Genomic DNA, 24651 nt, shown 5'->3' with positions numbered 1-24651 from the left:
GTTCGAGAGCTCTCGAACAGCACTCCGCCACAACTCCTCGAGCATCCGCCCGCGTGCGACGGAGCTCTGGCACTCGCTACTTCTCGTCGACCCGCTTGCGCCTCGCTGCAGCAACCACGACGAGTCCAGCGGCGAGCGCAAGTGCCCCGGCGAGCACACCGAGACCGAGGGATGCATCCGCTCCAGTGGATGCGAGCTGACTGCCACCCGCCACCGGAGTCGGTGTCGTGGTCGTCGGCGTCGGCGTCGGCGTCGGCGTCACCACACCGGGCACGGGGACGCCGGTCGGAGTGACGGGGACCGTCGTCGTCGTGGGAGTCGGAGCGACGGTCGGCGTCGGCGTCGGCGTCGGCGTCGGCGTAGCGCCTGGCAGTGCCGCGAGGAATCCGACCGCGTCCACGAGACCGGCTCCCGCCGAGTCAGCCACCGGGACGGACTCGACGATGCTGTCGATCGGGATGGCGGTCTCCGTGAGCGCGTCCCGCGTTTCCTGCGGCGTGAGCCCGGGGTGGAGCTGCATCCCAAGTGCGGCAACGGCCGCTGCCGATGGTGCGGCCGCCGAGGTTCCGGTGAAGGAGTAGACGCCGGTCTGCCCTTCGACTTCCTGTCCGAAGAAGTTCGTCCAGCCGCCGTCGAGCGAGGTCACGGTCGGCGCGCCCGAGATCGGCTCAGGGAGCGCGTTTGTGCTCGGGAACGGCTCGAAGTACAGCGTCATCGGCCCCGTGCCGCTGAAGTACTCCAGCTCGGTGGGTGTCTCCGCGTCCGCGGCGACGATGCTGAGCCCACTCGGCGTGCCGGCGTGCCCGTAGATGGATGGGCCGACGACATCGCCGCCCTCGCTCTGCGAGTACTCGGCCGCACGCAGGTGGCTGCTCGGGAAGATCGTCTTCACTCTCGGGTTGAGCGCCGGCACTCCATCGCTGGTGTCTCGCACGATCGTGTAGTTGTAGTCGCCCGCAGAAGGCTGGAACGCAGCGACCTGTACCGGCGAGCCGGGAGCAGCGAGGGGGGTGCCGGCGACGAGCTCGCCTGACGCGTCCGTCACCGCGACAACGAGGTTGTTGGTGGCCGCCCCGGCGGGCTCGGCCCACTGCAGCATGACGAGCGCCGTGAGGCCGCGGGCCTCGAGGTCAGGGAAGGTCAGGGTGTTGGTGGGATCTTCCCCAGCGCCTGGGTCGAAGTCCATGCAGTCAGCGCTGGTGATCTGGAACACGTACAGGTAGTCCGCGATGGCTGCGGGGCACTCCGCGGGTCGGTACTCCGGTGCTTCCCAGGACGAGATGACGCGTCCGTCGCTCTCACCGATGCTGCCGATGGACGTGTCATTTCCGGCGGCGGTGAAGAAGGGGATGCCGAGCGCGACCGCGTCGTTCATCGAGTTGGCGGCCACCCCGTCTTGGAACATGGTCTCGTCGGCATAACCGAGGTCGTCGACGATGATGTCGGCGCCACCCGCTGAGAGCGTTTCGACGGCGCTCGCGAAGCCTGCCTGGCCCCCGCCGCCCGAGGCGAACAGCAGTGTGGCCCCCGGCGCGATGGAGTGGACAAGCTGTGCCATGGCTCGCCCCTCGTCACTGCCGCCGGCGGAGCTCTCCTTCAGGACCTCGACAGCTTGCAGGTAACCGCAGGGGTTTCCTGGGCCAGGGAGCATGCCTGACGCGACGTCCTCCGCAGCAGTCGTGTGCGTCGCGAAGGCTGCGTGCTCGAAGGAGTCCGAGATGATTCCGATACGGACCCCTTCCCCGTCGACGCCGTACAGCTCGCGAGCGAGTGGCACGTTGAGCGGCTCCGTCAGGTTGGCTGGCACTGCACGGCACGAGTCTGCCGCGACGTCCGTGCTGGGCTGAGTGGGCGCATCCGTGTCGGTGTCCGTCACGGTGAGGGCGTTCGCCGTGTTCCACGCCGACCCGCTGGAGGTAGGCGTGAGCGTCTCCTGAACGGACTGCACGTTGCTGAGCGCGGCAACCGCTTCGAGGTTCCCAGCCGGAACCGTTGCACCCACCACCAGGTACTTCGCCGCGATGGAATCGACGGTGCCCAGGGCGGCGAGCGCATCGATGTCGGCTGCGAGTGGCGGTGTCGTGTAGTAGATCGTGACCGCCACGCTGCCACCGTTCAGCTGCAGGCTCACGGGGCCGGATCCGGGGAGCGCGAGCTCGGCGGGCGATGCGTTCGCGAGCTGCTGCTCGGCCACGGCCGGATCAGACGAGACGTCGACCGCCGCGAGCGCGGTGAGCCGTCCGGAGAGTTTGTCGCCGTCGTCGGTTGCAGGCGCAGCCGACGCCACCCCGACCCCGAAGCCGCCGACGACGAGGCCGACGGTCAGCGCGGCAACTGCCACACGGGACAGATTTCGAACGGTTTTCACGTGAACACCTTTGTTGGGAGGGACTGCGCTGTTGTTGGTCATCGCTCGCCGGTCCGTCGGCGGAGCGTGGTGATCGTGATGCCTGCTGCGAGGGCGAGCGCGCCGATCACCGCGGCAAGCCCGATCGGGGCGTCTGTGCCAGTGGATGCGAGCGCACCATCGGCCGCCGCGGCGGGCGTTGCACCCGCGGGAGCCGGTGCCAGCGTCTCGGAACCGGGAACAGGAGCTCCCGTCGGGCTCACGGGCACGACGCTCGGCGCTGCTGTCGGAGCGAGCGTCGGGGCGGGGGTCGGAGCAGGAGTAGGAGTCGGAGTCGGAGTCGGGACAGGGGTTGCCGAGGGCAGTGCCGCGAGGAATCCAACCGCATCCACGAGTCCGGCCCCCGCCGAGTCGGACACGGCCACCGACTCGACGATGCTGTCGATGGGCAGGGCCGTATCCGTGAGCGCGTCTCGCAGCTCCTGCGGGGTCGCCCCGGGATCCAGCTGCAGCGCGAGCCCGGTCACCGCTGCCGCGGCTGGGGCTGCCGCGGATGTGCCGGTGAACGAGTAGACGCCGTCGAGGTCGCCGACGGGGCTGCCGAAGAAGTTGGTCCACCCACCATCGAGCGACGTCAGCGTCGGCGCCCCCGAAACTGGCTCCGGGAGAGCGTTGGTGCTCGGGAACGGCTCGAAGTAGAGCGTGGTAGGCCCAGTCGAGCTGAAGCGCTCGAGCTGCGTCGGTGTGGCGGCATTCGCGGCCGCGACGCTGACAACTGCTGGGGTTCCGTTGTGCCCGAAGATAGCCGGTCCGACGATGTCGCCCCCTGCACTCTCGGAGTACTCTGCCGCCTGCAGGAAGCTGCTGAGGAAGATCATCTTCACTCGTGGGCTCACCGCTGGAACCCCCTGAGTCGTATCGCGCACGATCACGTAGCTGTAGTCACCAGCGTCCGGTTGGATGGCTGCGATCTGAATCGGTGAGCCCGCGTTGCCTGGCGTACTGGCAGCGACGATGCTCCCCGAATCGTCGGTGACGACGACGGCGAGTTCGTTGGTTGCAGCACCTACGGGCTCGGCCCACTGCAGCATCGTGGTCGCCGTGATGCCCCGGCTCGCGAGGTCCGGGTAGGTCAGCGTGTTCGTCGGGTCCTGCCCGGCGCTCGGGTCGAAGTCCATGCAGTCGACGCTCTCGAGGCCAGTCTCGGGCAGCAGATCCGTCACCGCTGCCGGGCAGGCCGTTGGTCGGTACTCGGGGGCCTCCCAGGACGAGATCACGCGTCCTGCGCTCTCGCCGAGAGTTCCGATGCTGGTGGTGTTCCCGGCTGAGCTGAAGAACGGGATACCGAGCGCGACTGCGTCGTTCACGGCGTTCGACGGCACCCCGTCCTGGAAGATCGGCTCGTCGAAGTAGCTGACGTCGTCGACGATGATGTCAGCGCCGGCCTCGGTGAGACGTTGCACTGCTTCCGCGAAGCCCGCCTGGCCCGCCCACCCCGAGGCGAACATCAGCGTCGCTCCGGGCGCGATGGAATGCACCAGTTGCGCCATGCCTCGCCCCTCATCCGAACCGGAGTCGGTGCTCTCCATGAGCACCTCGACCGGCTGCTCGTATCCACATGGATTCCCGGGGCCAGGGAGCATGCCAGCCGCGACATCTCCAGCCGGAGTGCTCGGGAGCGGCACCGCGGAGTTATCGAAGGAGTCGGAGATGATCCCGATGCGAACGCCCTCCCCGTCGACGCCGTACAGCTCGCGAGCGAGCGGCACGTTGAGCGGTTCCGCGAGGTTCGCTGGCACTGCACGGCAGGAGTCGACGTCAGACGATGTCTCAGTCTCCGCGCCTGCCCCAGTGTCGGTTTCTGTCACCGTAGACGCGAGCGCGCCATCCCAGGCCGTCCCGCTCGAGCCGGGGGTCAGCGTCTCCTGCACGGACTGCACGTGCTCGAGCGCGGCAACCGCTTCGAGGTTGCTCGTCGGGATCGTGGCGCCGATCACCAGGTACTTCGCGGCGACGGAGTCGACGGTTCCGAGCGCTGCGAGCGCATCGATGTCGGCCTCGACGGGAGGCGTCGAGTAGTAGACGGTGACTGCGACGCTGTCACCTGTCACGCGCATGCTGGCCGGCCCGGAGCCTGGCAGGGCGAGCTGCTCGGTCGTCGTGGACTTGAGCTGCTCTTCGGCAACCGCCGGATCTGACGAGACGGCAACGTCGGCAAGCGCGGCGAGCCTGCCCGAGAGCTTGTCGCTGTCGTCGGTGGCGGGTGCCGCCGTGGCAGCCCCGACCCCGAAACTTCCGACGAGGAGACCAGCCGCGAGGGCCGCGACCGTGATGCGAGAAAGGGGACGAACGAGTTTCACCAGAACACCTCAAGGTAGGGACTGAAACAGGAGCGGGGGCTGGAACAGGAACCGGTGGAGCAGATGTTGCGGGTGGAGCGGATGGAGCGGATGGAGCAAGTTGCGCACAGCGCGCAAGGGAATCGCGTCAGTTGACGAGAGATGACGAGCGGAGCGGGGCGTGGGGACGGAAGCGGTCAGTCGAGGACGACGCGCACTGCGTCGAACGCGCGGGTGATGTCGTCGTCACTGACCTCGAGATCGCCGAGGTTCGACGCCGCATCGACCATGATGGAGCTGAAGGCGGCGTGACAGAGGCCGGCTGCGATGACAGCTTCTCGACCGGGATCCCCCGGGAGGCGAGCGTGGTCGGGGCGGCGGACGAGCCACCCGACACCGACTTCCAGGAGCTGCGCCCCGATCGCGAGGAGTGACCCAGTCGATCGGGTGACCGTGTCCGGCTGCTCTGCGCTGAGCTGGGCTCGCTTGCGTGCAACATCACTGTTGATGTGGGCGTGCCCGATGGATGCGAGGACCAGTGCGAGCATCCCGTGCGCAAGACTCGGTGCGTGCGCGTCGAGGATCCGGTCGGCGTCTGCGCCTCGCAGCAGTTCGACGATTCGACCGGTGATGGCCGTCTCACGGCTGGGGAAGTAGTTGAAGAACGTGGACCTCGAGATGCCAGCGCGATCGCAGATCGCCTCGACCGTTGTGGCATCGAAGCCGACCTCAAGGGCCAAGTCGACGGCGGCGTTCTCGATCGCATTCTCGGTCTCTCGCTTCTTCCGGGCACGGAGGCCACCAGAAGGCGAGTTGGGTGCATTCATGGTGTGCTTCCGAGACTAGTGAGAAGTTTGGACTCTGGTCAAGTTTGGACATCGTCCAGAGATTTATCCGGATGCGGACCCGGGGAACTGCGACAGCCCGCCGACCTGTCCGAGACGCCACGACGAGGGTAATCGACGGGACAGGACCTGAACCCCACACCCCTCTTCCCGACTTGACACCGAGGTCCACACGAGCAAAAGTACAACTGGTACAGACCAGTGAGCAGGACCGAGTAGACGGAGCTAGCAGAATGATCGTCAGCGCCGCGAACGTCATCACGCCGCACAGTCACCTCTCGCCCGGGTGGGTGCAGATCGAGGGAACCTCCGTGCAGCACGTGGGCTCGGGTCGACCCCACGCGAACTCCGGCGACATCGTGGACCTCGGGGAAGCGACGATCGTGCCCGGCTTCGTGGATGGACACGTGCACGGCGGAGGCGGCGCAGGGTTCGACAACGCGGGCGCGGCCGACGGACTCGGCACCCTCGCGGCGAAGACAGCGGCGCGCACGCATCTCGAACAGGGCACCACCTCGCTCGTCGCGAGCCTCGTCACCGACGAGCTCGGCGCGATGTGCGACTCGGTCGCGGCGCTCGCGACACTTGCGGAGGAGGGAACCCTCGCGGGCATCCACCTCGAAGGACCATGGCTGAGCCCCGAGCATCCGGGCGCCCACGCGCAACAGCACCTCATCGAGCCGAACAGCCGCGATCTCGCCGCCTTGCTGTCGGCAGGGCGCGGGCAGGTTCGCATGGTCACGCTCGCACCCGAGCTGCCCGGTGGCATCGAGGCCATCAAGGCGCTCACCGACGCCGGAGTCGTCGCCGCCATCGGACACACCGACGCCTCCTACGACATCGCCCGCGAAGCGCTCGACAACGGCGCGACGGTCGGCACGCACCTCTTCAATGCCATGCGAGGACTGCATCACCGCGAACCCGGCCCCGCAACAGCACTGCTCGAGCACCCGGATGCGGTGATCGAGCTCATCGCGGACGGCACCCACGTGCATCCTGCGGCCCTCCGCCTCGCCGCAGTCGCGAAGCCGCACCAGTTCATGCTCGTCACCGACGCGATGTCGGCCGCATGCATGCACGATGGCGACTACACGCTGGGCTCGCTCGACGTCGAGGTGCGCGGCGGAGTCGCCCGCCTCACGCAGGGTGGTGCGATCGCCGGATCGACGCTCACGATGGCGCGCGCAGTGCAGTACGCGGTGGCCGTGGCCGGGCTGCCGCTCATCGACGTCGTGCGGGCCGCGTCGACCACGCCGGCGACTGCCCTCGGCCTCGAGAAGGTCGGGTCGCTGCTGCCGGGATACTCGGCCGACCTCGTCGTACTGGACCAGTCGCTCGGCGTGCAGCGGGTCATGCGTCGCGGCGAGTGGGTTCACTGAGCGACGCCCGCTCCCCGCCGCGGCCTCTTTCGCGCCACGTCGACGGCGAGCCCCGCCACCCTGGGCTCGTGATGGGTTTCGGCGACCGTGATGGGTTTTTACCCATCACCGGTCGGCAAAACCCATCACGCGCATCCGAGAAACCCATCAGCGTCACGAAAACCCATCAGCGTCACCCGACCACGCGCGACCTGACGCGCCAGAACCAGCAGCGGATGCGCCGCAGCAGCCGATAGGCGGAGGTTGCAACCCCTGCCACCTTCACCCTGCATCAACGGCGAGCCCCGCCACCCTGGGCTCGTGATGGGTTTCGGCGACCGTGATGGGTTTTTACCCATCACCGGTCGGTAAAACCCATCACGCGCATCCGAGAAACCCATCAGCGTCGCGAAAACCCATCAGCGTCGCCCGACCACGCGCGACCTGACGTGTCAGAACAGGCAGCGGATGCGCCCCGGCCGCTTCGCAGTCGAGGGAGCCGTCGACCCGCAACGCCGCAACGCTCCCGCGACCGCTCCCCCGCCGAGGGAGCTCCAGGCCGCGAATGTCCCAGGCTCTCGCCCAGCCGAGGAAGCCGTATGCCGCAGCTGCCCCCGGATGTCGCCCCACCGAAGGAGCCACAAGGCCGCAGCTGCCACCCGAACGCCGACCGGTCGCAGCAGTCGAAGAGCCGAGCTTGCTTCCCTTACCACCTTGGATCTGTGCTGGCCGCGAACCCAGCCCCCCCTGGGCGCGTGATGGGTTTCGGCGACCGTGATGGGTTTTTACCCATCACCGGTCGGCAAAACCCATCACGCGCATCCGAGAAACCCATCAGCGTAGAGAAAACCCATCAGCGTCGCCCGACCACGCGCGACCCGCCGCGCCAGAGCAGGCAGCGGATGCGCCCCGGCCACTTCCCCGCCGAGGAAGCCGTGGGGCCGCAGCCGCTCCAGACGGTCACCCGGTCGCAGCAGTCGTCGGGGCGAGCCCCCTGCCACGTTCGCGACGCCGACGGCGAGCCGCGCCGCAGCGATCACGAGGTCGAGGCTGCTGGCCTCGCGGGCTACGCCTCGGGCTGGACGCCGGCTCGGTGCTCGACCGTGTACCGGTAGTAGTCGGCCATGGTGAGCTCCGCGGCCGCGGCCTCGTCGATGACGATCGTCGCCCGGCGGTGCAGCTGCAGCACGGAGCCCGGCCACATCGAGGAGACGGGGCCCTCGACCATCGCGGCGACCGCGCGCGCCTTCGACGCACCCTGCGCGACGAGCACGACACTGCGCGCGTCGAGAATGGTGCCGAGCCCCTGCGTGAGGCAGTGCACCGGCACGTCCTCCGGCTTGTCGAAGAAGCGTGCGTTGTCGGTGCGCGTCCTGGGAGCGAGCGTCTTCACGCGCGTGCGGGAGGAGAGCGAGGACGTGGGCTCGTTGAATCCGATGTGCCCGTTCGCCCCGATGCCGAGGAGCTGCACATCGACGCCTCCAGCGGCGGCGATCTTGGCCTCGTAGTCCTCGCAGGCGGCGTCGAGGTCGGCCGCGAGGCCATCCGGCACGTGCACCCGCGCGGGGTCGAGGCCGAGCGGCTCGACCACCTCGCGGCCGACCACGGCGTGGTACGACTCGGCGTGCGACCTGGCGATGCCGACGTACTCGTCGAGGGCGAAGGCGCTCACTCGACTGAAGTCGAGGCCTTCAGCGCGTCGGGCGGCGAGCGAGCGGTAGGCCTCCAGAGGGCTTGAACCGGTGGCGACGCCGAGCACCGCTTCCGGATTACCCGCGATGACGTCCGCGATGCGTCCAGCTGCAAAGGCGCCGACCTCTGCCGGCCCGGCCATGATGACAACTTCCATGCGCTGCTCCTAGAGATCGAAGGCGATCGGGGCGCCTCAGTCCAGTCTCCTGGACGTGCGGCCGGATCGGCGAGGCGTGTTGCGGATCACATTACCGGGAAACTGATGTGTGGTCTAGTCCACCGAACGCAGCGGGGTGAGCTGCCGATCCGGCAGCCCACCCCGCTGATCAGAGCGAGAACTCAGTCCTGGCGCAGCCTCAGTTCGACGTCGCCACCCCCGAGCACGATGACCGGAGTCACGGCAGGATGCCCAGCCGCGCGGATCGCGTCGAGATCGAACCGCAGGAGCGGGGTGCCCTCCACGACCTCATCGCCGACAGCGACAAGGGTCTCGAATCCCTCACCCTTCATCTCAACGGTGTCCACACCGACGTGGACCAGGAGCTCCGTGCCATCACTGAGCTTCAACGCGACCGCGTGACTCGTCGGGAAGATGTGCGCGACGGTGCCGTCTGCCGGCGCCCACACGGTGTCTCCCGTGGGCTCGATCGCGACCCCAGATCCCATGATCCCTTGGGAGAACGTCGCATCCGGAACCTCGGAGAGCGCAACGACGCGACCGGCAACCGGCTGGCGCACGGTGAGCACGGTCTTCGTGGCGACGCCACCCTGTGACGGCGCAGCCACCGCGGCATCCGCCACCGCGACGGGAGCGGAAGGCGCTTCGACTCGGCCCGCAATGAGGTCCTCCATCGCGTCCTTCACGAACTGCACCTCGAGGCCGTAGATGACCTGCACCGATTTTCCGCCCGGCTTCATGATGCCGGCGGCACCAGCACGACGGATGGCCGCATCATCGACCTTCGACACGTCGGCGATCTCCATGCGCAACCGCGTCGCGCAGTTGTCGAGCTCGAGCACGTTGTCCTTGCCACCGAGACCCTTGAGGATCGCGGATGCCTGGTTGAGGAACTTCGACGACCCTGTCGATGTCTCATCCACTTCGACCTCCTCGTCTTCGCGACCCGGCGTCTTCAGATCGAAGCGCTTGATGATGAAGTAGAACGAAACGAAGTAGATGACGAACCAGATGGCGCCGGCCAGGAAGATAGCCCACGGATTCTGCGCCAGCGGGTTGACCCAGCCGAGCATGAGGTCGATGAACCCGCCGGAGAACCCGAAGCCCATGCGCACCGGCAGCAGCGCCATGATGAACATCGAGATGCCGGTGAAGATCGCGTGGACCACGTACAGCGCGGGTGCGAGGAACATGAACGCGAACTCGAGCGGCTCGGTGACGCCGACGAAGAACGACGCGAAGGCACCGGACAGCAGGATGCCGGCGGTGACCTTGCGGCGATTGGTCTTGGCCGTGAGGTACATGGCGAGCGCCGCACCAGGCAGACCGAACATCATGATCGGGAAGTAGCCGGTCATGTACTGGCCGGTGACGCCTGCCGTGCCCGTGCCGTTCAGGAAGTTGCCGAGGTCGTTGATGCCGGCGACGTCGAACCAGAACACCGCGTTGAGCGCGTGGTGGAGGCCGAGCGGGATGAGCAGGCGGTTGAAGAAGCCGTAGAGGCCGGCGCCGACCGGGCCGAGCCCGACCATCCACTCACCGAAGGAGACGAGGCCGCCGAACAGCACCGGCCACACGAAGTAGAGCACGAGTGCGACGACGAGGGATGCACCGGTCGTGACGATTGCGACGGAGCGCTTGCCGGAGAAGAACGACAGCGCCGCCGGCAGCTGGACGTCCTTGAACTTGTCGTAGCAGTATGCGCCGATGAGGCCGCAGATGATGCCGACGAAGGCGTTCTCGATGCGCCCGAAGCCGATGTTGACATCCTCAACCGGGATGCCCTGCAGGGTCGCGACCGTCTCAGGACTGAGGAGCCGCGTGACGACGAGCCACGATACGAGCCCCGCGAGCGCGGCGGTACCGTCTGGCTTCGATGCCATTCCGATTGCCACGCCGAGCGCGAAGAGCAGGGGCAGATTGTCGAGCAGCGCGCCACCTGCAGCGGTGAAGAAGGCCTGAACGAAGTTCTCGCCTGCCGTGTTGAGGATCCAGTACCCGATACCGGACAGGATCGCCGCTACCGGCAGGACAGCCACCGGCAGCATGAGCGACTTGCCGAGTTTCTGGAGATATTTCATGGCGTGACTCCATGGTCAAAGGAAAAGTTAGGGGGACTCTACTTGGAAAATCCGCCCTGGTATAGACCAGAGTTCGCCGGTGGTTCGGTTTGCGTCAGGAGAAGGGCAGCGTGAGGCGCTCCTGGAGCGGGAACGTGAGCTCGAAACGATCCGCGGGGAACGTCGCACGCGAGTACGACATGGGCAGGCCGCGGGCGATCGCGGCGCGAGTGAGACGCAGGACCGGGTAGCTCGCGGCGATGCCGAGCACCTCGATCTCCTCGGGGCTCGGCAGCGTGGCCGTGACGACCTCGACCCCCTCCGTCGGCAGCAGATCGAGCGTCTCGAGCATCTCGTAGAGACTCCCCTTGGCTGTCTCCTCGTCGAGCTGCGGCACCAGGGCCGCGGGCAGCCACTCGTCCTCGAGCGCAAGCGGACGATCATCGCCGAGGCGCAGCCTGCGCAGGTGGATGGTCTCAGCTTCCGGCGGGAGCTGCAGGTGCTCCTCCACCTCGGCCGGGCGCTCCGTGCTTCGCACGAACGACAGCACCCGCGTCTCCGCGCGCATCCCGTGCTCACGGACCGCACTCGCGAACGACCGCAGCCGAACCTGCAGGGAGACGGGCGGGGCGAGCTTCTCGGTGCCGATGCCGCGCTTCGTGCGGACGAGGCCCTCACGCTCGAGGACATCGATCGCCGCTCGAACGGTCATGCGTGCCACCCCCAGCTGTGCTGAGAGCGTGCGTTCGGACGGCAGCAACTCGCCCGGCGAGAGCGATGCGGCGAGGGCACGAACACCCTCGAGAGCTGTTGAACCACTGACGCGTGCCATCCCGCCAGTATCCCATCGCGTCCGGACCCGGCTGCGACGACCGCCACGGCTCGCCTCGCGGTCTCACCGTCCCGAAGAGGTCACTTTCCTCCCGTCAACAGCCCTCGGAAGGGCGGAAAGTGACCTTTTCGCACGGCGGGCAGGCGGACGGGCGGGCAGGCAGCGCGGCGCGGCGCAGCGGGCCGGATCGCCCGAGCCTAGGCCGCACCGCCGACGAGGCCGGCGCGGTGCGCGAGGATCACGGCCTGGATGCGATCGCGGAGCTCGAGCTTCGCGAGGATGCGTCCGACGTGCGACTTCACGGTCGACTCGCTGAGGAACAGCTCGACCGCGATCTCGGGGTTGCTCAGGCCCTGGCCGATCGCGATGAGCACCTCGAGCTCTCGCGGCGAGAGCACACTCAGCTCGGGTGCCCCGCTGGGAGGAAGCGTGCGAGCGGCATCGGGGTCTGCGAGCTCCCCGACATCCCTCGCCAGCGCCGGGGGCAGCACGAAGTCGCCCGCGTGGACGTCGCGGATGGCCTGCATGAGCTCGGCCGGGCGCACATCCTTCAGCAGGAAGGCGCTCGCGCCGGCGTGCAGCGCCTGCGTGACCGAGGAGTCGCTGTCGAACGTGGTCAGGACGATCACGCGGACCGGGCTGTCGCGGACAATCATTCGGGTCGCGGCGATGCCGTCGAGGTCGGGCATCCGCACATCCATCAGCACGACATCCGGCCGCGTTCGGGCGGCGAGCGCCACCCCCGCGCGACCACCGGATGCCTCACCGACGACGGTGAAGTCGCCGTCCGCTTCGAGGACGAGGCGGAAGCCGGTGCGGACCAGGTCCTGGTCATCGACGAGAGCGACGCGGATCTTCACGACGCGAGCCCCTTCTCCGCAGAGGCGGCGACCGACGGGATGACGGCCCGAACGCGCCAGCCGGGATGATGCGCTCGGGGGCCCGCCTCGAGCTTGCCTGCCACGATGTCCAGCCGCTGCCGCATCCCGATGAGGCCGGAGCCCGAGCCGCGGCTCGCTGCACCGAGCGGCGCTCCGCTCGGCGGCCCGTCGTCGACGACCTCGAGACACGAACCGGACGGCGAGTGGGTGAGCGTCACATCGACCCGAGCGTCGCGACCGGCATGGCGCAGCGTGTTCGTGAGCGCTTCCTGCGTGACCCGGTAGGCGACGAGCTGGCGCGTGGCGTCGAGGTCAGGGGTGCCCTCTTCCGTGAACCGCACGTCGAGCCCGGCGTCGCGGGAGCGATCGATGAACTCCGGCAGCGCGTCCAGCGACGGCTGCGGTGCAGGGTCGGCCGGAGTCTCGGCGTCGTTGAGCAGCGAGAACACGGTGCGTGCCTCGCGCATCGAGCGTCGCCCCGTGTCGGAGATGGCGGCGAGCAGCCCTCGAGCCTGGTCAGGGTCGCGGTCCAGGACCGCCGAGGCACCGTCGGCGCTGCTCACGATCACCTGGAGGCCGTGCGAGAAGATGTCGTGCACCTCGCGGGCGATGCGCGCTCGCTCGGCGTGCGTCGCGAGCTGAGCGGAGCGGTCGCGTTCGATCGTGAGCTCCTCGGCGAGCTGGATGAGGGAGGCGATGAACCTGCGGCGCATCCCGACCGCGAGACCGACGAGCAGAGCCGCGACGCCGACGCCGACGATGAGGAGGAGGTCGACCTGCCAGCGTCCGACGAGCGGCGGATCGTCGACGACGAGCCGGAGGGTGGACGCGCTGATCGCGGCGACGAGGCTGAGGCCGACCCACGAGAAGATCCCCACGCGGGGCGTGCCGCCCGCCGCGATCGAGTAGGTCACGACGGCGAGCACGAAGAGGTCGGCGGGGAGCTGCAGCGGCACCGCCAGCGCGAAGGTGGCGGCCGCGGCGGAGATCGCGACGGCGGGCGCGGCGCGGCGCAGGGAGATGGCGATGCACCCGATCGCGAGCATTACGAGCTCGGGGGCAAGATCGCCCACGGGGATGCCCACGTAGAGGGCCTGCCACCCGAGGATCGACCCGTTGAAGAGCACGTACACGGCCAGGAGCGCGGCGTCCCCGAGCGTGAATCGCAACGCCCTGGTCGGCTGCCCCTCGCTGGGCTCGGTCACGAAAGCACGCTCACGGGCAACACAGTAGCGCGGGCTCGTTCGGCGGGAAGGAGAGCCTGTCGCACCATGAGGCCAGCCAGCCAGACCACCCCGACCGTCATGGCGATGAACTCGAGGGTCGCGCCGAGATCCGTCCGGAACCGCAGGAGCGAGAGGGATGCGCCAGCTGCCGCGACGAGGCCGGTCGCGCCGGCAGCTCCCCAGGCGATGAGCCGCGTCGGGCGCGGCAGCGAACTCGTCGCGAGCTGCACCATGACGACGGCAGCCCCGGTGAAGCCCGTCGCGGCGAAGACGATGTGAACGAGATCCTGCAGCGTCGAGCCTGGCGTGAACGGGATGGGGCAGCCGTACGTGCAGGTGATCTGGGATGCCCCTACGAACGCCAGCGCCGTGGCGACGAGGGTGCCGGATGCGCTCCAGCTCAACCAGCGCAGCCCTGATCGGATCCCGGCGAGCGAAGGGGCCCCGAGGAGTGCGCCGACGCCGATCCCGAGGAGAGCGGTGTTGAAGACGTCGGCCGTTGGCATACCCGTGGCACCCAATCCGCTGACGTACACCTGCTCCGTCACCTGCGATCTTGTGAACCAGATCGTCGCAACGCTCACGAGGAGGATCGCGGCCGCCGCCCTCATCGCGGTCGGCGTCGTGGGAGGCCGTTCTGATTCGCTGAGTCTGTGCGCAAGCATCCCCTCACGTTAGGAATCCGCGGGCGGGGATTGAGCGAACGCCCGATTTCTCGTACCTGGGTACGAGCCGGGGGCCCGCGGGCTGACGGCGGAAGGTGGAAGGTGGAAGGTGGAAGGCGATCTACCGCGACGCTGCCTCTCCCGCTCGAAGAGGTCACTTTCCGCCCTCGGTCGGCCCCGCGAAGGGCCGAAACTGACCCATCCGGCACTGTGGATGCGGGTCCGGATGCGGATATGCGTCTGGGCGCGGATGCGGATGCGGATGCGGGTCCGGAGGCCGCCAAGCGGGCAAGCGGGCCTCGGCTCAGCCCGTGGCCTCACCACCCGAAAAGGTCACTTTCGGCCCATCCTCAGCCCTCCGGAGGGCAGAAAGTGGCCTTTTCGCGGAGGCAGACTCGGGCACGCAGGCGGACGCGACTCGGCGGCCACCCGGGCCAGGGCTCACCTCGCGGCCTGACCACCCAAAAAGGTCACTTTCCGCCCATCCTCAGCCCTCCGAAGGGCAGAAAATGGCCTTTTCGCGGAGGCGGAGGCGGAGACGGGTGCGGAGACGCAGGCGGTTGAGGATCAGGGTGCGCAGGCGGACTCGGGCACGCAGGCGGACGCGACTCGGCGGTCACCCCGGCCAGGGCTCACCTCGCGGCCTCACCACCCCAAAAAGGTCACTTTCCGCCCATCCTCAGCCCTCCGAAGGGTCGAAAACGGCCTATTGGCGGAGACGGGTGCGGAGGCGCAGGCGGTTGAGGATCAGGGTGCGCAGGCGGACTCGGGCAGGCAGGCGGATGGGGCTCGGCGGTCACCCGGGCTAGGTCTCACCTCGCGGCCTCACCAACCAAAAAGGTCACTTTCCGCCCATCCTCAGCCCTCCGGAGGGTCGAAAGTGGCCTTTTCGCGGGAGCGCAGCGCAGCGCGGCGCGGCGCGGCGCGGCGCGGCGCGGCGCGGCGCGGCGCGGCGCGCGGCGTCAGCCGAGGCTGACCTGCGACTTGTCGAAGGCGACGTAGCCGGCGAAGTCGTGGCCGACGCGTTCGGTCGAGCCGTCGAACGGCTCCGGGTAGCTCCAGGCCGCGTCGCGGTGCGTGGCACCGTCGACGACGACGTCCCAGTACTGCGCGTGTCCCTTCCACGGGCACGTGTACTGCGTGTCGCTCTTCGCGAACGACTCGGAGTGCAGCGACGACGGCGGGAAGTAGTGGTTGCCCTCGATGCCGACGAGCTCCGATTCGGGCGCTTCGGCGATGACGGTTCCGTTGACAGTTGCCTTCATGGTGGTCTTCCTCCGACGAATAGCGAGTGGGTAGACGGGAAGCGTCGCCCCGTCAGCTGGGAGAAGGGTGATGTGCGTGGATGCGCGTCGCTCGTACCTGGGAGAACGTCGGCAGCGACGCCGAACGCCTGCCCTACTCTCAGCGGCGGGGATCCGCGTCGGGCCCCAACTCCCCCGCCATTGGAAGGTCCTCCGTTGTCGAACTCCGAACCCTCCCGCCCGTATCCGCTCGGCCTCAGCACCATCGACGGCCGATCGAACTTCGCGCTCTACTCCGAGACCGCAGACTCTGTGGATGTGTGCACTTTCGACGAGTCTGGGGCTGAGACCCGCACACGCCTCGAGCACCGCACGGGCCACGTCTTCCACGGCTTCGTCGACGAGTTGCAGGTCGGCTCCCGCTACGGGCTGCGCGTCGATGGCCCATGGGACCCGGAGCGTGGCCTCCGCCACAACGTGAACAAGCTGCTCCTCGACCCGCACGCGACGGCGATCGAGGGCCAGTACGCCTGGTCGCAGTCGGTGTTCGGCCACGACATGAACGAGCCGGAGCGGCGCGACGACAGCGACTCGGCAGGCTCGGTTCCGCTGAGCGTCGTCGCCGACCCCAGCTTCGACTGGGGCGACGACGCTTCGCCGCGTGTCCCACTCGACAAGACGGTCGTCTACGAGGTGCACGTCAAGGGCTTCACGCAGCTGCACCCGGAGGTGCCGGAGGAGATCCGCGGAACGTACGCGGGCCTCGCGCATCCGGCGGCCATCAAGCACCTCGTCGACCTCGGCGTGACTTCGGTCGAGCTGCTGCCCGTGCAGCAGTTCGTGCAGGACAGCCACCTCGAGGAGAAGGGGCTCCGCAACTACTGGGGCTACAACTCGATCGGCTTCTTCGCCCCGCACGGCGACTACGCGGCCGCCGGCGACGGCGGCGGCCAGGTCGCCGAGTTCAAGGAGCTCGTGAAGGCCCTCCACGCGGCCGGCCTCGAGGTGATCCTCGACGTGGTCTACAACCACACGGCTGAGGGCAACCACCTGGGGCCGACGCTGTCGTTCAAGGGCATCGACAACGCCGCCTACTACCGGCTGGTGGAGGGCGACGAGAGCCACTACTTCGATACAACCGGAACGGGCAACAGCGTGAACGTGGGCCACCCGGCCGCGCTCGGGCTCATCATGGACTCGCTGCGGTACTGGGTGAGCGAGATGCACGTCGACGGGTTCCGCTTCGATCTGGCCACGACCCTCACCCGTCAGGGCGGCGACGCGGAGCTGCACAGCGCCTTCCTCACGCTCATCCAGCAGGATCCGGTGCTCGCGCCGGTCAAGATGATCGCCGAGCCGTGGGATACGGCCGGGTATCAGGTGGGCGGGTTCCCCGCGGACTGGTCGGAGTGGAACGGCAAGTTCCGCGACGACGCCCGCGACTACTGGAACGGCAGCGACGCGACCCTCGGCACGACGGCGCAGCGCATCCTCGGCTCACCTGACGTGTACGAGGCGAGCCGCCGCTCGCCGCTGTCGAGCGTGAACTTCATCACAGCGCACGACGGGTTCACGCTCGCCGACCTCACCGCGTACAACGACAAGCACAACACGGCGAACGGCGAGGACAACCAGGACGGCGAGAGCGACAACCGCTCGGCGAACGGCGGTGCGGAGGGCCCCACCGAGGACGAGGCGGTGAACGAGCGCCGCGCCCGCAAGCGCCGGAACCTGCTCGCGACGCTGCTCCTCTCGGCGGGCGTGCCCATGATCCTCGGCGGCGACGAGCTCGGCCGCACGCAGGGCGGCAACAACAACGCCTACTGCCAGGACAACGAGATCTCCTGGTTCGATTGGGAGGCGGTCGACAACGAGCTGCTCGAGTTCACGCGGACGCTGCTCTCACTGCGTGCTGAGCATCCAGCGCTGCGGCCGGTCTGGTTCCGCCAGGCACCGGATACGGGTGCCGACGACACCGTGGACGTGCTGCGCTCCGACGCGCGTGGCTTCGACGACGCGGACTGGGAGAACCCGGATGCGCGTTCCATCGCGTTCGTGTTCTCGCACGTCGGCGCCGACTCTTTTGCCCTGCTGCTGAACGCGGCGGAGAACGCCGTCGAGTTCACGGTTCCCGAGGCACCTCACGGTACCTGGGAGCTGGCGCTCTCGAGCGACGACGAGCAGCGCGTCAGCGACCCGGTGACCACGCTCATGGTCAAGGAGGGCTCGTTCACGCTGCTGCGTTCGCCCGCCGAGCGCTGACGGTCGCTGCGTCTTCGGCGCTCCCTGCGTCCAAGCTGACAGGGGAGCGCCGAGTGCTCAGTCTTCGACCCAGGGGCGCGCGAGGACGGCGTCCATCTCTCCGCGGACGACCTCGGTGAAGATGACGAGGGCCTCATCCCTGGGTACATCGGAGAGCACGAGTTCCGGATCGTGCGGTCGTGCCGCATGCGACAGCACCACGGTTCCGGATGCGAAGGCGGTGACGAACCAGCCGTACGGGTCGCCGGCGCCGACGTCCGGCTCCTCGTCACTCGCATCGTCGAGCTCGGCGAGCAGCGCAGGCAGGTCCTCCACTCGGGCGGGATCCGACGAGCCATCGAGGTGCATCACGTCCATGGCGTGCACACTACGAGGCCTCCCTGGGCACCCCTCCCCGCGAACGCCCAAGCAAGATCGACGCCGGTCCAGCAAGCGACGACGAGCAGCACGTCAGCGCCCGGATACCCGGTGAGCACGCTCATGGTCGAGGAGGGGTCGTTCACGCTGCTGCGTTCGCCCGCTCAGCACTGAGTTCGGTGTCGCGCGTGGAGCCTCTCCGGGCCGAGTCTCGCCGGAGGGGCCCGCGCGTGCCCCACGTGCCCCACCGCCAGAGCCATTCGAGCGGTCCCTGCGTGAAGGCACGCAGCCAGAGCGTGCTCGCGATCCACTGCAGCACGAGGATGCCGACGACGATGCTGAGCAGCAGCGTCCACGAGGTGCTGTTGGGCAGGTCGAAGAGCCCACCTGCGGCGAGCATCAGCGGGGCTGCCGCGACGTAGTTCGTGAGCGCCATCTTTCCGAGCGGCGTGAAGACGGCCTGCAGGCCGCGGGCGGCGCGGGTTGTCATGAGCAGTGAGAGCAGCGCGATGTACGCGCCGGCCATCGCGAATCCGGCGAGCCCGGAGGCGAGGTCGAAGCCGGACATCCGGATGTCCCCCGCCTGCCAGATCGCGAGCGGGATCGAGGCCGCGGTGAAGGCGAGGAGCGCTACGACGGAGCCGCCACGCGAGCGGCCGATCGACTGCACGATGCCGTACCGAGTGAGGGCGGCGCCGAGGAGGAAGACGCCGGGGATGAGGGTGATGCCGCCACCCGTCAGCGCGAGACTCGCGACGATGAGCACGGCGGCACCGACGGCGACAGCCCAGCGCGGCAGCCAGGTGCTGGGGAGCAGCACGAGCAGGCCGGCGATGGCGTACGGCCACAGCGCGGAGCCGCTCTGCAGGAACTCGAAGGGGATGCCGATGGCGAGGAGGATCAGGAGGCGCCTGAGCAGCACGAGCCTCGGTCGGCGCGAGCGTCGCGCGGCGGAGTCGAAGAAGAGCGCGAAGCCGATCCCGAAGAGCAGCGAGAAGATCGGGAAGAAGCGCTGCTGCACGAACAGCTGCAGCCAGCCGCTCGGGTCGCCGAGATCGGTGGGCTGGAGCACGCCGGTGTCGTAGCCGAAGTGCACGAGCGGGGCGATGTTGACGAACAGGATGCCGCAGAGTGCGGCACCACGGATGACGTCGAGGGCGGCGATTCGGCCACCGGCGGGTGCGGATGCAGGTGCAGGTGGTGTGCGTTCGGGGGAAGAGGGGGAAGTCAAGACATGCCTTTCGCGGCGCGGCCCGGATCTCGGGAATGACGCGACGACCCATCATCTGGCGGGGGCGGGACGGCTCGCGTCCGCCGCCGGGTGGACCCGAGTCAGCCTCTGGGGTGACCTGGACGCACCGCCGGGTTGGAGAATGGCAGCAGACACTCGGCTACGGACAGGACGACTGCATGAACTCGCGGACATCACGTGCACCGACTCGCTGGGCGAGCTCTGCGCTGCTTCGCCTCGGCGCCCTCGCTGCCCTGAATGCGGTGGTCGCTCTGGCCCTGGCACCCGTGACGACGGTCCTGGCCACGGTGAACCCGCCCGCCTACGCGGTCGTCGCGTCGATGACGATGATGCTGCCGATGCTCGCAGCGTTGCTCGTGCCCCGTTTCGGGAGCGCGATCATCGTCGCGTTCTGTACCGGCATCTTCCTCATGATCACCCCGCTCGGGGCCATCGCCATCGTCGCCCTCTCCGTGCCCGCGCTGGTGATGGAGCTTGTCCTGCTCCTCGGACGCCTCGTCCAGGGGAGGTCCCGCCCAGCGGACGAGGCGGCGAAGAGCGACGTGCCATGGACGACGTGGCTGCTCGCGTGCGCTGCCGGCGGGACCGCGATCGCCGCGATGTCGCTTCTGGTCCTCGCGCCGGGCGCAGCGACGCCCGCGCTCGTGGTGCTGCTCTTCTGCATCCGTGTGCTCACGTACGCGACTCTCGGCGCGCTGATGCGCCGCCTGCGCTCACAGCTGCGTTCGGCCGGTCTGGTCTGATCGCCCTCCGGGGCGCCGCTGGTCGTCGAGCAGATGGACGGTCAGCGCGGCGTTGATCGCTTCCTCGCGTGAACGCACCCCGAGCTTGCTGTACAGCGAACGCACCTGGGTGCGGACGGTGTTGATGCTGACGTCGAGGCGCGCGCTGACTTCTGCGTAGCTGGCGTTGTCCATCAGTTCCCGCAGCACGGCGATCTCCCTCGGCGTGAGCTTCGGCGGCGCGGGGTGCTGGGACCCGTCAGGCGCGGTGAGGCTGTCGGGCAGGCTCGGGAGGAAGATGCCGGTCTCCCTCGCGAGCGACGTGAGCTCGGCATGCCCGATCGAGCGATGGCCGAGGAGCGGGAGCGTCAGCCCGGCGTTCGTGAGGCTCGCCGCGGCGCTCCGGAGCAGGGTGACCGCTGAGTCGCGGTGTCCGGTCCGCTGGTGGGCCGTCGCGAGGGTGAGCTCGTGGTCGATGCGGTCGCGCAGGGGCGTGTCTCGCGCGGGTGGGTAGCGCAGCAGCACGCCGAGGGCATCGGTGTCCGACTGCCGAGCGAGGTCGACCTTGGCGTGGAGGATGGCTGCTGGCACGCGTCCGAGCACGTCGACGCCGCGCGAGTACTGCGCGGCGAGGGCGACGCGATGGGTGGCGAGCGCGACGTGAGCCGTCGAACGGTCCAGGTGCGCGGTCACGTAGCTCGGGAGTCGGCGCTGGCGTTCCGCGAGCTTCCTGATCTCGAGGATGCGGTCGAGCCCTTGGGCGGGGTCCAGTCCGATGTGCGCCCAGGTCTCGGCTTCGAGGAGGAGGTGGATGTTCTCGATGGTGCGGTAGTGGGGGTGGAGCCGCGCGAGCACCTCCAGCGCCGCTTGGTAGCGGCCCGCCTCCAGGTGCAGGTAGGCCTCGGCGAGACGAGCGGGCGAGCCGCTGTAGTCGTTGTGCCGATGCTCCTGGCCGGGGATGCCGTCCGATTCCACGATCGCCAGCTGCGCTTCGGCGAGCTCGCCCGCGATCGCGTGGGCGCCCGCGCGCAGGGAGAGCGGGAAGTACTGGGCGCGGAGCGGTGCACGCAGGCGGCGCGCGGTCGCCGTGCCGGAGATGAGCGTCTGCAGCGCGTCCTGGGTCGCCCCGGTGAAAAGCTGCGTTGCGGCGAGCTGGGAGATCGCGTGCGGGATGACGCGGTGGGCGTGCTCGTACTCGGCCGCGGGGAACTCGGAGAGCATCCTCGAGAGGCGATCTGCATGGTGCCGGGCTTGCTTGTACGACCCGAACACGGTTCTGGCTGCGACCATCTCGAGGAGCACGTACATGAGCTGCTCGGTGGCAGATGCGGTTCCCCGCCGAAGCCCGATCCCGGTCAGGCTGAGCGCGAAGACCTCCGCGGCTCGCCATTGGTGGTCCTTCATCGCGAGGTAGCAGAGGGCGAGTTCCACTCCGAGGAGCGGCCACCGCGCGATCGTCACGCGCGGCAGCCGTTCGAGCGCTGCGACCACCTGAGGACGGTCGTCGCCGAGCTCGAACCAGTGGTCCATGACGATGCTCGAGGCCAGCGCGTAGTCGGATCCATCGACGGCGGCCGTCAGCGCCGCGTGCGGTTGCCCTCGTTCCTTCGCCCAGGCGGCGAAGGAGCGGCGCTGGCCGAAGAGGGCTTTCGCGTCCTTGGCCTGCAACCACGCACGACCTGCTCGCGCGGTCGTCGGCGTGAAGCGGAACACCGCTTGGCTCTGGCCGTCCTCCAGCACGAGTCGCTCTCGCGCACCGAGTCCACTGCGCTCGAATGCATGGAGCACCTGGGCCCCGGGGCGAGCGGTGAGCTGACCTGCCAGGGTCTCATCGAGGAGGTCCGCGCCGATGGCGAGCGCGGCGAGGTCGTCGTCACCGCTGAGGATCGTCGCGGCGACGTAGTCGCCGAGCCGCTGGGTGAGCCATCGCTCCAGCACGTCGACCGTGGTCGGGTGAGCCCCTCCGGAGAGTTCGAGCAGGCTGAGCTTCACGAGCGCTGGCACGCCACCCGAAGCACGTTCGACGACCGCGGTCAAGGCTGGGGCGGCCATTCCGGCGCTTCGCAGCTCGGCTTCGATCTCGTCGGTCGTGAACAGCAGCTCCTCGGCCGCGATGACCCGCACATCCAACGACATGCGCGTGCGAGGGTCCTCGAAGCTCGTCTCCCGTCGGCTGGCGATCACGACCCGGAGACCGGGCGCGCGCGTCAGCAGCACGATGAGCTCCGCCTCCACGCTCGGCTGCTCGTCCAGATGCTCGAACCCGTTGACGACCAGCGTCAGGGGGTGCGCCAAGAGGGCGTCCTCGACAAGCGCCGCGGCCGGACGGGGGTCGCCAAGCGAGGAGTGTTCGGAACCCTGCCCGGCGAGTGCCGCTGCGACGTCGCGCCAGAAGCTCTCGCGGGTCGCGCCCTGAGGGGCGATGACGACGCGGACGACACGGCGACCGTCACCCTCATCCCACCCGTCGAGAACACGCGACTTCCCGAAACCCCATGGGGCGCGGATCACGACAGCTCGCGATGTGCTGGCGGAACCGAGCAATGCTCGGAGTCGGTCACTGCGCGGTTCCTGCTGGGGGGACGGCTTCACGGTGTTCGGACGCTTCCGGGGATGGACGCTCGTGCTCGGCTGGGGTCGCGCCGACGCTGGGGCAGCGCGCGCGAGTGGTGCGTGAGCATGATCGCACAGCTGCGGCGCGCACAGAGCGCGCGGCGGCGGGGCCGCCGGTCTCGAGGCGCCCGAGGAGCGCCTACTCCCCGCCGAGTGCTAGCAGGGGTTCACGGCAAGGTTGCCGAGTCCGATGACCATGTTCTGCGAGTTGGTCGAGTCGCCTGGCTGGAAGTAGCGGAACTCGACGGCCGAGACGGGCGCTGCCCAGGTGAGCTGCACGTTGCCCTGGTTCGACGTGGGTGCGATGTTGCCGTACGGCGTATCCATCCGGAAGGGATCCCCCGCCGTGCCGGCACCGATGACGCGCGCCTGGCGTGCGGCGGCGAACCCTGCCGTCAGGACCTCGACGTTGTCTCGGTAGCCGTTCGTCGTGGCGTCGATGTCGAGAAGGGAGAAGCTGAGGCCGGTCACCGGGCGGTTGAAGGCGATGCGGACCGTCGCCGAGTTGTTCGGGATCGGGTTCGAGAACTCGATGCGGTAGTAGTTGCCGGTGACGCCGCCCTGGGGGCCCGCTGCTACCCGACCGCTGGCAGCCGACGGAGTGGACCCAGACGAGTACGTGATCGAGAAGGTCGCGGTGGTGGTGGGGGCGGTGCCGGGAACGGTCACCGTCGTGACGTTCGCGCCAGCCGCGAGTGCTGCCCAGTCCAGGGTTCCGGCCGTGCACTGCGATGCGGAGGCGAGGGGGGTGGCCGTGGCTGCCGCGATGATCGGCACGGACCACACTGCACCGGTGACCAGCGAACGACGAGTCAAGCCGGACTTGGCTTCGGTTTCGAGCGCGCTCATAGGGGACTCCTTGTCGAGGCGGGGGCCTCGGAAAATTCGAGAAGAGCACCGGGCGGGGGCTGCGGTGCCACACGAGTCGCGATGCCGCTGGACTCGGTGAGACCTCACTGTAGGTACGGACGAAGCCCTGTCCGGATGCGCTTAACATCGGCCTTCGCATCGGCGAGATCCCCCTATCCCCGGGGGAAAACATGGGTGAAAGGCGACCTCGGGCGCCGAAGCTGTGCGCAAGCTGAGAGCCGAAAACGAGTTTGTGACACTTCCGGGGTCGCCTGCGTCTCACCTGTACAAGCCCACACGATGCATCTGCACCGGGGGCAGAGACCAGAAAGACAGAAGGAAGAGCATCATGGCGAACACCACCCCCAACACGACTTCCGCCCACGGCACGGCTCAGACGTCCAGCAGCGTCGTCCCGACGACCTCGAACGGACGCGGCACGACGACGATCGTCGATAGCGTCGTTGCTCGCGTTGCCGGTATCGCGGCCCGTGACGCTCGCGGCGTCTACGACCTCGGTGGCGGCGCCGCCCGCGCGATCGGTGCCATCCGCAACGCCATCAACGCCACCGACCAGAGCCAGGGCATCAGCGTCGAGGTCGGCGAGAAGCAGGTCGCCGTCGACGTGACCATCGTCGCCGAGTACCCCGTCTCCCTCCAGGACGTCGCCGACGGCGTCCGCGCCGACGTCATCCGCGCCATCGAGACGATCGTCGGCCTCGAGGTCACCGAAGTCAACGTGACCGTCAACGACGTGCACCTCCCCTCCGAAGACGACACCAACGACAAGACGGAAGAAGCGCGAGTCCAGTGAACACCGCATCCCTCACCCGAACCGGCATCCTCATCGGCGCAGTCCTCGCGCTCACCTGGATCATCCTCGGCTTCTGGGCGTTCTTCTTCGTCGCGATCGCGATGATCATCGGCGG

At 68.6% G+C, this 24651-nt stretch carries 19 protein-coding genes; 4 read left to right on the top strand and 15 right to left on the bottom strand.

The genetic code is table 11. The annotated features are described in order from the left end of the window. Positions 1-76: 76 nt before the first annotated feature. The 3 genes from GV007_RS18900 to GV007_RS18890 form a co-directional block, all read right to left on the bottom strand. Positions 77-2368, bottom strand: a complete 2292-nt coding sequence (locus tag GV007_RS18900) for a S8 family serine peptidase (protein ID WP_160075411.1) — start codon at positions 2366-2368, stop codon at positions 77-79. 38 nt (positions 2369-2406) lie between these two features. Then, a complete protein-coding gene (locus GV007_RS18895; protein ID WP_160075409.1) occupies positions 2407-4707 on the bottom strand; it encodes a S8 family serine peptidase in 2301 nt (766 codons plus the stop codon). A gap of 176 nt (positions 4708-4883) precedes the next feature. Then, positions 4884-5513 carry a TetR/AcrR family transcriptional regulator gene (locus tag GV007_RS18890; protein ID WP_160075407.1) on the bottom strand — a complete coding sequence of 210 codons (630 nt, stop codon included), beginning with the start codon at positions 5511-5513 and terminating at the stop codon, positions 4884-4886. Positions 5514-5764: 251 nt separating this feature from the next. On the opposite strand from GV007_RS18890, the gene nagA reads away from it, so the two are divergent. After that, positions 5765-6910, top strand: a complete 1146-nt coding sequence (nagA, locus tag GV007_RS18885) for an N-acetylglucosamine-6-phosphate deacetylase (RefSeq protein ID WP_160075405.1) — start codon at positions 5765-5767, stop codon at positions 6908-6910. A 791-nt stretch (positions 6911-7701) separates the two neighbouring features. Here nagA and GV007_RS18880 read toward each other — a convergent pair. The 8 genes from GV007_RS18880 to GV007_RS18845 form a co-directional block, all read right to left on the bottom strand. Beyond that, positions 7702-7929: a hypothetical protein gene (locus tag GV007_RS18880; protein ID WP_160075403.1), complete on the bottom strand. Its 228-nt coding sequence runs from the start codon at positions 7927-7929 to the stop codon at positions 7702-7704. Between the two features lie 26 nt (positions 7930-7955). Next, entirely contained in the window at positions 7956-8738 is a 783-nt protein-coding gene (nagB, locus tag GV007_RS18875) for a glucosamine-6-phosphate deaminase (RefSeq protein ID WP_160075401.1), read from the bottom strand. Positions 8739-8920: 182 nt separating this feature from the next. Next, positions 8921-10840 (bottom strand): N-acetylglucosamine-specific PTS transporter subunit IIBC, encoded by a 1920-nt coding sequence (gene nagE / locus GV007_RS18870; RefSeq protein ID WP_160075399.1) that lies wholly within the window; start codon positions 10838-10840, stop codon positions 8921-8923. A gap of 94 nt (positions 10841-10934) precedes the next feature. Next, a complete protein-coding gene (locus GV007_RS18865; protein WP_104244665.1) occupies positions 10935-11651 on the bottom strand; it encodes a GntR family transcriptional regulator in 717 nt (238 codons plus the stop codon). Between the two features lie 197 nt (positions 11652-11848). Beyond that, a complete protein-coding gene (locus GV007_RS18860; protein ID WP_160075397.1) occupies positions 11849-12511 on the bottom strand; it encodes a response regulator in 663 nt (220 codons plus the stop codon). After that, entirely contained in the window at positions 12508-13737 is a 1230-nt protein-coding gene (locus GV007_RS18855) for a sensor histidine kinase (protein WP_160075395.1), read from the bottom strand. The genes GV007_RS18860 and GV007_RS18855 overlap by 4 nt, the downstream gene beginning before the upstream one ends. Continuing rightward, entirely contained in the window at positions 13734-14423 is a 690-nt protein-coding gene (locus tag GV007_RS18850; protein ID WP_160075393.1) for a DUF998 domain-containing protein, read from the bottom strand. The genes GV007_RS18855 and GV007_RS18850 overlap by 4 nt, the downstream gene beginning before the upstream one ends. Before the next feature lie 962 nt (positions 14424-15385). Beyond that, positions 15386-15688, bottom strand: coding sequence for a DUF427 domain-containing protein (locus GV007_RS18845; protein ID WP_160075391.1), 303 nt, complete (start codon positions 15686-15688; stop codon positions 15386-15388). A gap of 195 nt (positions 15689-15883) precedes the next feature. Here GV007_RS18845 and glgX point away from each other — a divergent pair, with 195 nt between their 5' ends. Further along, entirely contained in the window at positions 15884-17929 is a 2046-nt protein-coding gene (glgX, locus tag GV007_RS18840; RefSeq protein WP_228503129.1) for a glycogen debranching protein GlgX, read from the top strand. 57 nt (positions 17930-17986) lie between these two features. On the opposite strand, the gene GV007_RS18835 is transcribed toward glgX, so the two are convergent. Together GV007_RS18835 and GV007_RS18830 are read right to left on the bottom strand one after the other, a co-directional pair. Then, positions 17987-18286, bottom strand: coding sequence for a hypothetical protein (locus GV007_RS18835; RefSeq protein WP_104330328.1), 300 nt, complete (start codon positions 18284-18286; stop codon positions 17987-17989). Positions 18287-18428: 142 nt separating this feature from the next. Beyond that, positions 18429-19517 (bottom strand): DUF418 domain-containing protein, encoded by a 1089-nt coding sequence (locus GV007_RS18830; protein WP_160075387.1) that lies wholly within the window; start codon positions 19515-19517, stop codon positions 18429-18431. Between the two features lie 179 nt (positions 19518-19696). On the opposite strand from GV007_RS18830, the gene GV007_RS18825 reads away from it, so the two are divergent. Next, positions 19697-20281: a hypothetical protein gene (locus GV007_RS18825; protein ID WP_160075385.1), complete on the top strand. Its 585-nt coding sequence runs from the start codon at positions 19697-19699 to the stop codon at positions 20279-20281. Here GV007_RS18825 and GV007_RS18820 read toward each other — a convergent pair. Further along, positions 20252-22771, bottom strand: a complete 2520-nt coding sequence (locus GV007_RS18820; RefSeq protein WP_160075383.1) for a LuxR C-terminal-related transcriptional regulator — start codon at positions 22769-22771, stop codon at positions 20252-20254. The genes GV007_RS18825 and GV007_RS18820 overlap by 30 nt on opposite strands. Before the next feature lie 258 nt (positions 22772-23029). Further along, a complete protein-coding gene (locus GV007_RS18815) occupies positions 23030-23722 on the bottom strand; it encodes a hypothetical protein (protein ID WP_160075381.1) in 693 nt (230 codons plus the stop codon). Between the two features lie 349 nt (positions 23723-24071). Here GV007_RS18815 and GV007_RS18810 point away from each other — a divergent pair, with 349 nt between their 5' ends. Then, entirely contained in the window at positions 24072-24536 is a 465-nt protein-coding gene (locus GV007_RS18810) for an Asp23/Gls24 family envelope stress response protein (protein WP_160075379.1), read from the top strand. Positions 24537-24651: the final 115 nt, after the last annotated feature.

It is taken from the genome of Pseudoclavibacter sp. 8L, assembly GCF_902506465.1.
Taxonomy (GTDB): Bacteria; Actinomycetota; Actinomycetes; order Actinomycetales; family Microbacteriaceae; genus Pseudoclavibacter.
Note: the sequence above shows the minus strand (reverse complement) of the source record. Positions and strands in the feature narration are given on the sequence as shown.

What these genes read in the sequence shown, in the direction of transcription:
- GV007_RS18815 (WP_160075381.1), bottom strand. Translation starts at nt 23,722, where the DNA reads ATGAGCGCGCTCGAAACCGAAGCCAAGTCCGGCTTGACTCGTCGTTCG.
- GV007_RS18890 (WP_160075407.1), bottom strand. Translation starts at nt 5,513, where the DNA reads ATGAATGCACCCAACTCGCCTTCTGGTGGCCTCCGTGCCCGGAAGAAG.
- GV007_RS18865 (WP_104244665.1), bottom strand. Translation starts at nt 11,651, where the DNA reads ATGGCACGCGTCAGTGGTTCAACAGCTCTCGAGGGTGTTCGTGCCCTC.
- nagE (WP_160075399.1), bottom strand. Translation starts at nt 10,840, where the DNA reads ATGAAATATCTCCAGAAACTCGGCAAGTCGCTCATGCTGCCGGTGGCT.
- GV007_RS18825 (WP_160075385.1), top strand. Translation starts at nt 19,697, where the DNA reads ATGAACTCGCGGACATCACGTGCACCGACTCGCTGGGCGAGCTCTGCG.
- GV007_RS18835 (WP_104330328.1), bottom strand. Translation starts at nt 18,286, where the DNA reads ATGGACGTGATGCACCTCGATGGCTCGTCGGATCCCGCCCGAGTGGAG.
- nagB (WP_160075401.1), bottom strand. Translation starts at nt 8,738, where the DNA reads ATGGAAGTTGTCATCATGGCCGGGCCGGCAGAGGTCGGCGCCTTTGCA.
- GV007_RS18850 (WP_160075393.1), bottom strand. Translation starts at nt 14,423, where the DNA reads ATGCTTGCGCACAGACTCAGCGAATCAGAACGGCCTCCCACGACGCCG.
- GV007_RS18810 (WP_160075379.1), top strand. Translation starts at nt 24,072, where the DNA reads ATGGCGAACACCACCCCCAACACGACTTCCGCCCACGGCACGGCTCAG.
- GV007_RS18845 (WP_160075391.1), bottom strand. Translation starts at nt 15,688, where the DNA reads ATGAAGGCAACTGTCAACGGAACCGTCATCGCCGAAGCGCCCGAATCG.
- nagA (WP_160075405.1), top strand. Translation starts at nt 5,765, where the DNA reads ATGATCGTCAGCGCCGCGAACGTCATCACGCCGCACAGTCACCTCTCG.